This is a genomic window from Streptomyces sp. NPDC001985 (assembly GCF_040296845.1).
GTDB lineage: Bacteria > Actinomycetota > Actinomycetes > Streptomycetales > Streptomycetaceae > Streptomyces.
In genome coordinates, this window is record NZ_JBEOYB010000059.1 from 44047 (window position 1) to 53812 (window position 9766).

A 9766-nucleotide genomic window follows, 5' to 3' on the forward strand; every position below is an offset into this window, starting at 1 on the left:
GGAGTGACCCTCTCCGGCAATGGACGGACCGTCCGGTAGTACCCGCGCCGCCCCCTCCCGGGAGGCGGCGGCATGATCGCCCCCCTGTCGCTGCTCACCGCGGCCTTCTTCCTGATCCTCGCCAACGGCTTCTTCGTGGCGGCCGAGTTCGGCCTCGTCACCGTGGAGCGGCCCGACGCCGAACGGGCCGCCGCCGACGGCGACCGCCGCGCCCGCCGGGTCGTCACCGCGCTGCGGGAGCTGTCCTTCCAGCTCTCCGGCACCCAGCTCGGCATCACCCTCACCTCGCTCGTCGTCGGCATGCTGGCGCAGCCCGCGCTGGCCCGGCTGCTCGGCGGGCCGCTGGCCGCGACCGGGCTGCCGGCGGCGGCCGTCCCCTCGGTCGCCGTGGTCATCGGGATACTTTTCGCCTCCGCCGTGCAGATGGTCGTCGGCGAACTGGTCCCGAAGAACTGGGCGGTTTCCCGGCCGCTCCAGGTGGCCCGGTTCACCGCCGGGCCGCAGCTGCTCTTCTCCGCGCTCTTCCGCCCCCTCATCGCCCGGCTCAACGCCCTCGCCAACCGGGTCGTCCGCCTCCTCGGCGTCGAGCCCGCCGAGGAGCTGGCCTCCGCCCGTACCCCCGGCGAACTGGTCTCACTCGCCCGGCACTCCGCCCGCGCGGGCGCGCTGGAGCAGGACACGGCGGATCTCTTCGTCCGCACGCTCGCCCTCGGCGGACTCACCGCCCACCATGTGATGACCCCCCGGGTGAAGACGGTCGCCCTGCACAGCGACGCCACCGCCGCCGATGTCCTCAACCTCACCCGCGCCACGGGCCTCTCCCGTTTCCCGGTCTACCGCGAGAGCATCGACGACATCATCGGCACCGTCCACCTCAAGGCGGCCCTCGCGGTCCCCGCCGGGAGGCGGATACGCACCTCCGTGGGCTCGGTCGCCGCGCCACCGCTGCTGGTGCCCCGCACCCTGCCCGTACAGCGGCTGCTGGACCGGCTCCGGGGTGAGCAGCCGCTCGCCGTGGTCGTCGACGAGTACGGCGGTACGGCCGGAGTGGTCACCCTGGAGGACATCGTCGAGGAACTCGTCGGCGAGGTCCGCGACGAACACGACACGGCCCGGGGCGCCGGGCCCGGCATCACCCCCGTGGCACCCGAGGACGGCCGCCCCGCCTGGGAGGCCGACGGCGGCTGCCGGGTCCTCGATCTGCGCCGGACAGGTCTCGATGTGCCCGACGGACCGTACGAGACGGTGGCCGGTCTCGTCGCCGATCTGCTGGGGCGCATCCCCGCCCCCGGCGACCGGGCCGAACTGCCCGGCTGGCGGCTGTCGGTGCGCCGGGTCGACCGCTACCGCGCCGAGCGGGTACGCCTGGTCCGCACCGGCGCACCGCAGGCCGGCCCCAGTCCGGAGGCGGGCCGGTGAGTCTGCTCCCCCTGCTGCTCGCCGTGGTGCTGGTGCTCGCCAACGGCTTCTTCGTCGGCGCCGAGTTCGCCCTGGTCTCGGTGCGCCGCAGCCAGATCGAACCCCTCGCCGCCGGCGGCTGTGCCCGGGCCCGCCGGGTGCTGTACGGACTGGAGCATCTGCCGCGGATGATGGCGGCGGCCCAGTTCGGCATCACCGTCTGCTCACTGACGCTGGGCGCGGTCGCCGAGCCCACCGTCGCCCGGCTCCTCGAACCGCTCTTCCACGCCGCCCGGGTGCCGGAGGGGCTGGTGCACCCGCTGGGGTACGCCATCGCCCTGGCGGCCGTCGTCTGTCTCCACCTCGTCATCGGCGAGATGGTGCCCAAGAACCTCGCCATGGCCGCCCCCGAGCGGACCGCGCTCTGGCTCAGCCCCGGCCTCGTCGCCTTCGCCCGGCTCTGCCGTCCGGTGACGGCGGGCCTGGGCGCCTGCGCCGGTGCGGTGCTGCGCGGTTTCGGGGTCGAGCCGCGGGACGAGGTGCCTGCGGTCTTCACCAGCGCCCAGCTCGGACGGCTGGTCGAGGACTCCGGCCAGGCGGGGCTGCTGGACCCGGCCGAGCAGGAGCGGCTGGCCGACGCGCTGGAGCTCGGCAGCCGCCCGGTGACCGAGGTGCTGATCGCCCGCTCCGCGCTGGTGACCGTCGGCCCGTCCGTCACCCCCCGCCAGATCGAGGAGCTGACGGTGCGCACCGGCTACTCCCGCTTTCCGGTACGGGGCGAGGGCGACGGGCCGTATCTGGGCTACCTCCACGTCAAGGACGTCCTCGATCTGGAGGAGCCGGAGCGGGCCGTGCCCCAGCGGATATGGCGGCCCATGGCGACCCTCGGCCGGGAACTGCCGCTGGACGACGCGCTCACGGTGATGCGCCGGGCGGCGGCCCATCTCGCACAGGTCGCCGGGGCCTCCGGGGAGATCCTCGGTCTGGTCGCCCTGGAGGATGTGCTGCGGACCCTGGTCGGCGAGGTCCGCGAACCCCCGCCCGCCCCGGCCGCCGGCTCCCCGCCGCCGGTCCGCACCACCGGGGACATCGCCCTGGTGAGCTGAGCCCTCGCCGGGCCGCGGCGGCCCGAGCCGCCCGCCCGGTCCGGTGTCACCCCGGCGAGGGCTCCTGAGGGCCGCGGCCACGGGGACCGCGGCCCGACAGGACCTCCCCGTACGCCTGCATCAGATCCGGCAGCCGCAGCGTCGAGAGATCGTCCCGGGTGGGTGTGCCCGGATAGCCCGACAGCCGCAGATCACGGTAGGCACAGCTCTTCTCGTACAGCGTCCGCAGAAAGCGCCCGTTGCCGAGTTCGTCGATCCAGCTCTGGTCCACCACATGGCCGCTGACCGAGCGCAGCTCGTCCACGGCCTCCTCGTCCCACACATCGCCGTTCTCCGCGGCCAGCACCTGGCCGATCGCGGTCAGCTCCAGCGGGCGGTACGAGGGGAAGTCGATCCGGGTGGTGAAGCGGGAGGCGAGCCCGGGGTTGGCGGCGAGCAGCCGGTCCATGCCCTCCGGGTGGCCCGCCAGGATGACCACCAGATGGTCCCGGTTGTCCTCGGCGCGCTTCAGCAGCACCTGGAGGGCCTCGTCGCCGTAGGCGTCGCCCTTCGAGTAGCCGGAGTTGGCCAGGCTGTACGCCTCGTCGACGAAGAGCACCCCGCCGAGCGCGGAGTCGATCAGCTCATTGGCCTTCACCGCCGTCTGTCCGAGGAACTCGCCCACCATGTCCGAGCGCTGCGCCTCCACCAGATGGTCGCCGCCGAGCAGCCCCAGCGCGTAGAAGACCCGGCCGAGAATCCGGGCGACGGTGGTCTTCCCGGTGCCCGGAGGGCCCGAGAAGAGGAAATGCCGCTTCGGCGGCTGCACCGGCATCCCCTGACCGGCGCGCAGCCTGGCCATCTCCAGCTGTGCGGAGAGCGCCTTGACCTGCCGTTTCACCGGATCGAGCCCCACCATGCGCTCCAGCTCGGCCAGGGCCTCGGCGAGCAGCGCCGGATCGGTGGGGCCCGAGGGGACCAGGGCCGGGGGAGCGTCGGCCGGGTCCTGCGCCCGCCGCCGGATCACCTCGGGCAGGGGTACGGAGGGCACCGAGCCGGGCAGTTGCGTCCCCGGGTCGGAGCCGGGCCGCTGGTCCGCCGCCGCACCGCCCTCACCGTCCGTGGACTCCCCGCGCTCCTGAAGGGGCTCCTGGCCGAAGCCGGCCAGCGAGACCGCGAGCCCGGTCGTGTTGTCGTACCCCTCCAGGCCGTCGTAGTCGGCGATCGCCGTCAGCCGGGCGGAGGTGTCCATGAACGCCGGGTCGATCCGGTGCACCGCCCGGTACAGCGGCAGCGCCGCCGCGCTGCGGCCGGTGCCCTCGTGCGCCCGCGCCAGCCAGTAGCGCAGCTCCTTGCGCTGGGGCTGCTCGCTGCGGCAGCGCATCAGCGCCGCCGAGAGCAGCGGCTCGGCCTGTCCGTACATCTCCAGGCGCACCCGGGCCATTCCGCCGAAGAGCCCGGCCTCGATGCCCAGCAGCGGATCGTTGACCAGCGGCTCGGTGTGCCGGACGAGCTGCTCCCAGTCCTTGACCAGATAGGCGCGGCAGGCGTGCAGAAAGCGCACCTGGGGATCGGTGTCCACGGGCGGCAGGGCGGCCAGCGCCCGGTCCAGCTCGGGCACGTGCCGGCCGTCGAGCCAGTGGGAGGCGTGGGCGAGCAGCAGATCCCGCTCGCTCTCCAGCACCGGCTGGACCCACCAGCCCAGCCAGTACCAGGAGTTGAGGGTGCGGCGGTGGCGCGAGCGCTGCTCCCCGAAGCGGTCCCGGGCGCGGTACATCCGCAGCAGCGCGTTGGTGGTGTCGACGCGCAGGGCGTGCAGCCCCAGCCAGCCGTCGGCCATCCCGGGATCGAGCCGTACGGCGGTGCGGAACTCCTCCTCCGCCTGCGGATAGGCCCCCATGGTGTAGGCGTCCACGCCGCGCACCCAGGCGAGGTCGGCCGGGGCCGGTGCGCCCTGCGTGCCGATATTCATCAGGTCCCCCACAAAGTGCACCTGCGCCATGTCCGGAGACTCGCCCCCGGGCCCCGCCGACGGGGGCGGGAGACGGCAGGCAAGGCACCGAACCACCGTTCCGTGGACGGGATTTGACCCCACCGAAAAGCATCGTACCTGCGCAGGGACGCCGAGCTTAAGGGCGCCGTGGGGTGATACGGATCGCGGTGACCGAGGGTTAGGGAGGCGGGCGGGCGGCGGTGGGGCGGCGGGCAGAACGAAGCCCCCGGTCACGGGGGAACAACCGGGGGCTTCGCGTCTGTGGGCAGCGGTAAAGCCGCACATTGAGAACGTAAGACCTCTGCGCCCCGTCGGTCAAGCAGAGTTCGGGCCCTCTTGGGGCGGATTTCCGACTGGTCAGTAGGGCGGGGGAGTGCGGTGACCCAGTGTGATGATCTGGTTCTCGGGTGCGTTTGTTCGAGGGCCGGGGAGCGTCTCGTAACCCCCGGGGCACTCCCTGATCAGGGCGTCCGCGAAGGGCCGCGAGGGGTCGGCCGCGAAGTGGCGGGACTCCGCAGCCGTCCAGCCGTCCCAGAAGGCGGTCAGCCCGTCGCCGTCCCGCCGCCGCCCCCGCCGCCAGGAGTCCTCGGCGCCCCGCTCCATCCAGAGCAGCGCGGCGAGGTGGGGGCGCAGCGCGCGGCGCCCCGCGCCCACCCCCTCGACCAGGACGGCCGGGGCGGCGGGGAGGGCGCGCGGTGGGGTGAACCGGCGCGCGGTCCAGTCGTACGGCGTGTACTCGGCACTCACGCCCCGGGTGAGCGGCCCGATCACCTGGGAGAGCATCCGGCCGGTCCAGCCGAACAGCTCCTCATGGCTGGCGAGGTCGTCCAGGTGGAGTACGGGGACGGGGGCGCCGCCGGTGTGCTCCAGGGCGCCGGCCAGCCGGGCGGCGAAGGTGCTCTTGCCCGAGCCGGCGTGCCCGTCGACCGCGATCAGCCGCACCGGGCCGCAGGAGGGCGGCAGCGCGCCGAGGGTCCGGGCCAGGCCGTCGAGATCGTCCACCCGGCCACCCTACGGCGCCCCGGCGGGGCCGGTCGTCCCGGTGGGAGGGGCCGGTCGTCCCCGGCGGGACGGGCAGGTCGTCCCCGGTGGGACGGGGACCCGGGAGCGGAATCCCGGCGGCTGGCCGGAGCCGGGCCGAGCGGCGATAGTGGCCTCGTCGGCTCCGCACGCCCCGCCGTCCCGCCGCCACCGAACCGGGGGTTCCCTTGGACCTGTCCCACGGAAGCGTTCCGCGCAGAACCCTGCTGGGCGCCGTCGCCGCGGCGGCCGGAGCGGGCGCGCTCACCGCCCCGGCCGCCCCCGCTGTCCCCGCGGCCACCCCCGCCACCCGCCGGGGCCCCGGCGCGCCGGCCGTGGAGAACCGTTTCTGGACGACATCCGCCGACTGGCGCTCCGGCACTCCCGACGGGGTGCGGACGGCCGGGGGCGCCCGCCCCTCGGTCGTCGTCGCGCGCCCCGCCGGCCGCCTCGACCACACCGATCCGCACACCGGCCGGACCGGGAGCTGGGAGTACGCCACCTGGACCTCGCCCGAGCACCGCACCCGGGTCCCCGCGACCGAGATCATCGCCTCCTGGAACGCGGACACCCCGGCGGGCACCTGGCTCCAGGTGGAACTGCGCGGCACCTACGCGGACGGCACCGCGACACCGTGGTTCGTGATGGGCCGCTGGGCGGCGGGCGATACCGACATCCGCCGTGCCTCGCTGGACGGCCAGAGCGACGGCCGCTCCTCCGTCCGGACCGACACCCTCGCGGTGGACGACCCGGCGAGCGCGGTACGGCTGGTCGCGTACCGGCTGCGGCTCACCCTCCACCGCAGACCCGGCACCCGGCTCACCCCCACCGTGCGGCGGGCCGGAGCGATGGCCTCCGCCGTCCCGCACCGGTTCACCGTGCCCGCCTCCGCGCCGGGGCCCGCGCGGGAGCTGGACGTACCCCGCTACTCCCAGAACGTCCACACCGGCCGCTATCCGGAGTACGACGGCGGCGGCGAGGCCTGGTGCAGCCCCGCCTCCTCGCAGATGGTCCTCGAATACTGGGGCCGGCGGCCCACCGCGGCCGATCTGGCCTGGGTCGATCCGGCCTTCGGCGACCCCCAGGTCTGCCACGCGGCGCGGCAGACCTTCGATTACCAGTACGAGGGCTGCGGCAACTGGCCCTTCAACGCCGCCTACGCCGCCTCCCACCACCGGATGAACGCGGTCGTCACCCGGCTCTCCTCGCTCACCGAGCTGGAGCGGCTGATCGCGGCCGGGGTCCCGGTGATCACCTCGCAGTCCTTCCTCCCGGAGGAGCTGACCGGCGCCGGATACGGCACGGCGGGCCATCTGATGGCCGTCGTCGGCTTCACGGCCGCCGGCGATGTGATCGCCAACGACCCCGCGTCCGACAGCAACGGAGCGGTACGCCGGGTCTACCGCCGCCGCGCGTGGGAGAACATCTGGCTCCGTACCAAGCGGTACGGAGCAAACGGGGCAGTGGCGTCCGGCACAGGAGGCGTCTGCTACCTCTACTGGCCCGAGCGCCCCACGCCCGCCCAGCGCCGGGTTCTGGCCTCCCTCGGCATCCACTGAGGGCGCCGCCGGCCCGGGGGCAGTGACGCAGGTCCTACCCCGGGGGCCGGGAGCGCTGGCACTGTGGCCGGGTCACCCGGGGCGCCCCGGCCCCACCGCCCGACCGAGCGAGACCACCATGACCTCCGCATCCGCTTCCGCCGCATCCGCCCCCGCGACCCCCGCCGCCGCCCGTACCCGCACCGGAGGCCCCGACGACCGCTCCGGCCTGGCCGAGCACCTCGCGGGCTGGACCCTGGTCGTGGTCATCGCCATGCTCGTCACCCGCCTCGGGCTGATCTGACGCCCCCCGGGGCGCCGGACGCCCTCTGCCATACTGCGGACATCCTGTGTCCAGGCGCGAGGCAAGGGCCTGAATTGACCAAGAGTGAACGGCGTGCCGGGACCGAGAAGTACCGGGCACGCCGCGCCGAACTCATCGCGACCGGGCGGAAGCTCTTCGCGGACACCTCGTACGACGCGCTCTCCATGGACGACATCGCCCGGCACGCCGGGGTCGCCAAAGGGCTGATCTACTACTACTTCACCAGCAAGCGCGGCTACTACCTCGCCATCGTCGAGGACTCGGTCGCCGATCTCGTGGCACGCGCCGCCGGAGAGCCCGAACTGCCGCGCTTCGAGCGGGTCCGCCGCACCGTCGACGGATATCTGCGGTACGCCCGGAACAACGAGGCGGCCTTCCGCACCATCGTCACCGGGGGAGTCGGCTTCGACGCCGAGGTCCAGGCCATCCGGAACGCGGTGCGCGAGGAGCTGGTCGCCACCATCGCCGAGGGCGCCTACGGCACCCGGGAGATCCCCGCCGTCGCCCGGCTCGCGCTCCTCGGCTGGCTCAGCGGTGTCGAGCAGATCGCCCTCGACTGGGTCGGCCGCCGGGAGCCGGACCGGGAGCTGGTCTGCGCACTGCTGATCCGGCTGCTGCGTGCCGCCCTGGCCACCATCGAGGAGTTCGAGCCCGGCTTCCCCCAGCCCGCCCCCGAGCCGGCGCGCGGCCCGGCTCTCCCGGAGGCGCCGGTCGCGCGCTGACCGCCTCCCACCTGCGCACCCGTGACGGAACCGCTGTGATCGGGCATACTCGACGCGCCACAGCCAGAGCCACCGCCGAGCCCTCTCCGCGACCCGGAAGCGCGGCATCGGCACGGCAGAGAGCGGCGCGGCGCGCTCACACCCCGGGCGCGCGGAGCCACAGTGCCCGACAGGGAGGAGAGCGCCGACATGACCGACAGCGTTCCGCAGTTGGTGGACCGTCAGCTGCCCACGGAGGAGTCCAGGGATCTCATCGCCCTGGTGCGTGACATCGTCCAGCGGGAGGTCGCCCCCCGGGCGGCCGAGGAGGAGGAGTCCGGGCACTTCCCCCGGGAACTCTTCACCCTGCTGTCCTCATCGGGCCTGCTCGGTCTCCCCTACGACAGCCGCTACGGCGGCGGGGACCAGCCGTACGAGGTCTATCTCCAGGTCCTGGAGGAGCTGGCGGCCGCCCGTCTCACCGTGGGGCTCGGCGTCAGTGTCCACTCCCTCGCCTGCCACGCCCTGGCCGGCTACGGCACCGAGGAGCAGCGGGCCGACCGGCTGCCCGCCATGCTCGGCGGCGGGCTGCTCGGCGCGTACTGCCTCTCCGAGCCCGCATCCGGCTCCGACGCGGCCTCGCTGAGCACCCGGGCGGTGCGCGACGGCGACGGCTGGGTGATCACCGGGACCAAGGCCTGGATCACCCACGGCGGGGTCGCCGACTTCTGCACCGTGCTCGCCCGCACGGGGGTGGAGGGGGCCCGGGGCATCACCGCGTTCCTGGTCCCCGGCGACGCGGCGGGGCTGAGCGCCGCCGCGCCGGAGAAGAAGATGGGCATGAAGGGCTCGCCCACCGCGCAGCTCCACTTCGACGGGGTGCGGGTCCCCGACAGCGGCCGGATCGGGGAGGCGGGGCAGGGCTTCGCCATCGCGCTCTCCGCCCTGGACTCCGGGCGGCTCGGTATCGCCGCCTGCGCCGTGGGGGTGGCTCAGGCGGCGCTGGACGAGGCGCTGGGGTACGCCGCCGAGCGGCGCCAGTTCGGCAGGCCGATCGGGGACTTCCAGGGGCTGCGGTTTCTCCTGGCGGACATGGCCACCCGAGTGGAGGCGGGCCGCGCGCTGTATCTCGCGGCGGCCCGACTGCGGGACGAGGGGCGTCCCTTCAGCCGGCAGGCGGCGATGGCGAAGCTGTTCTGCACGGACGCGGCGATGAGTGTCACGACCGATGCGGTTCAGGTGCTCGGAGGGTACGGGTACACGGCGGACTTCCCTGTCGAGCGTCTCATGCGCGAGGCCAAGGTGCTGCAGATCGTGGAGGGCACCAACCAGATCCAGCGCATGGTCATCGCCCGTCACCTCCTGGGCCCCGAGTCCCGCTGACCCTCCACCCCCTGCGGGCCCTGTGCCGAGGCGCCTGCCCGCGAGCCGCGCATTTCAGCGCTGTCCGGCGGTTGGGGCCGCGCACTTCAGCCGGTCGGCGGCCGGGGCGGTGCTTTTCTGCGCTGTCGGGCGGTGAGCCGCGCACTTCAGCCCTGTCCGGCGGTCGGGGCCCCGCACTTCAGCCGGTCGGCGGTGAGCCGTGCTTTTCAGCCCTGTCGGGCGGTGAGCCGTGCTTTTCAGCGCTGTCGGCGGTTGGAGCCGGACATCTCAGCCTCGCCGGCGTTTGAGGCGCGGGGGTTCGGGGGCTGGCCCCCGACCCGGGC

Annotated in this window: 8 protein-coding genes; 6 read left to right on the forward strand and 2 right to left on the reverse strand. The window is 74.2% G+C overall.

What is annotated here, in order from left to right:
* The first annotated feature begins 72 nt into the window (after positions 1–72).
* Together ABT122_RS24590 and ABT122_RS24595 are read left to right on the forward strand one after the other, a co-directional pair.
* Complete coding sequence (locus tag ABT122_RS24590) at positions 73–1419, forward strand: hemolysin family protein (protein ID WP_351556172.1); 1347 nt, start codon at positions 73–75, stop codon at positions 1417–1419.
* The gene (locus ABT122_RS24595; RefSeq protein ID WP_351556174.1) at positions 1416–2504 is read left to right on the forward strand and encodes a hemolysin family protein; all 1089 of its coding nucleotides are present in this window, start codon (positions 1416–1418) and stop codon (positions 2502–2504) included. The genes ABT122_RS24590 and ABT122_RS24595 overlap by 4 nt, the downstream gene beginning before the upstream one ends.
* Positions 2505–2550: 46 nt before the next feature.
* Here the strand turns inward: ABT122_RS24595 and ABT122_RS24600 are convergent, their stop codons facing one another.
* A complete protein-coding gene (locus ABT122_RS24600; protein WP_351556191.1) occupies positions 2551–4455 on the reverse strand; it encodes an AAA family ATPase in 1905 nt (634 codons plus the stop codon).
* Between the two features lie 378 nt (positions 4456–4833).
* Complete coding sequence (locus ABT122_RS24605) at positions 4834–5478, reverse strand: uridine kinase family protein (protein WP_351556177.1); 645 nt, start codon at positions 5476–5478, stop codon at positions 4834–4836.
* A gap of 212 nt (positions 5479–5690) precedes the next feature.
* Here ABT122_RS24605 and ABT122_RS24610 point away from each other — a divergent pair, with 212 nt between their 5' ends.
* From ABT122_RS24610 to ABT122_RS24625, 4 genes are all read left to right on the forward strand, one after another.
* Positions 5691–7055 (forward strand): C39 family peptidase, encoded by a 1365-nt coding sequence (locus ABT122_RS24610; protein WP_351556194.1) that lies wholly within the window; start codon positions 5691–5693, stop codon positions 7053–7055.
* A gap of 118 nt (positions 7056–7173) precedes the next feature.
* Positions 7174–7338 carry an SCO1431 family membrane protein gene (locus ABT122_RS24615; RefSeq protein ID WP_351556180.1) on the forward strand — a complete coding sequence of 55 codons (165 nt, stop codon included), beginning with the start codon at positions 7174–7176 and terminating at the stop codon, positions 7336–7338.
* Between the two features lie 74 nt (positions 7339–7412).
* Entirely contained in the window at positions 7413–8081 is a 669-nt protein-coding gene (locus tag ABT122_RS24620; protein ID WP_351556183.1) for a TetR/AcrR family transcriptional regulator, read from the forward strand.
* Between the two features lie 189 nt (positions 8082–8270).
* Entirely contained in the window at positions 8271–9443 is a 1173-nt protein-coding gene (locus ABT122_RS24625) for an acyl-CoA dehydrogenase family protein (RefSeq protein WP_351556186.1), read from the forward strand.
* The last annotated feature ends 323 nt before the right edge of the window (positions 9444–9766 follow it).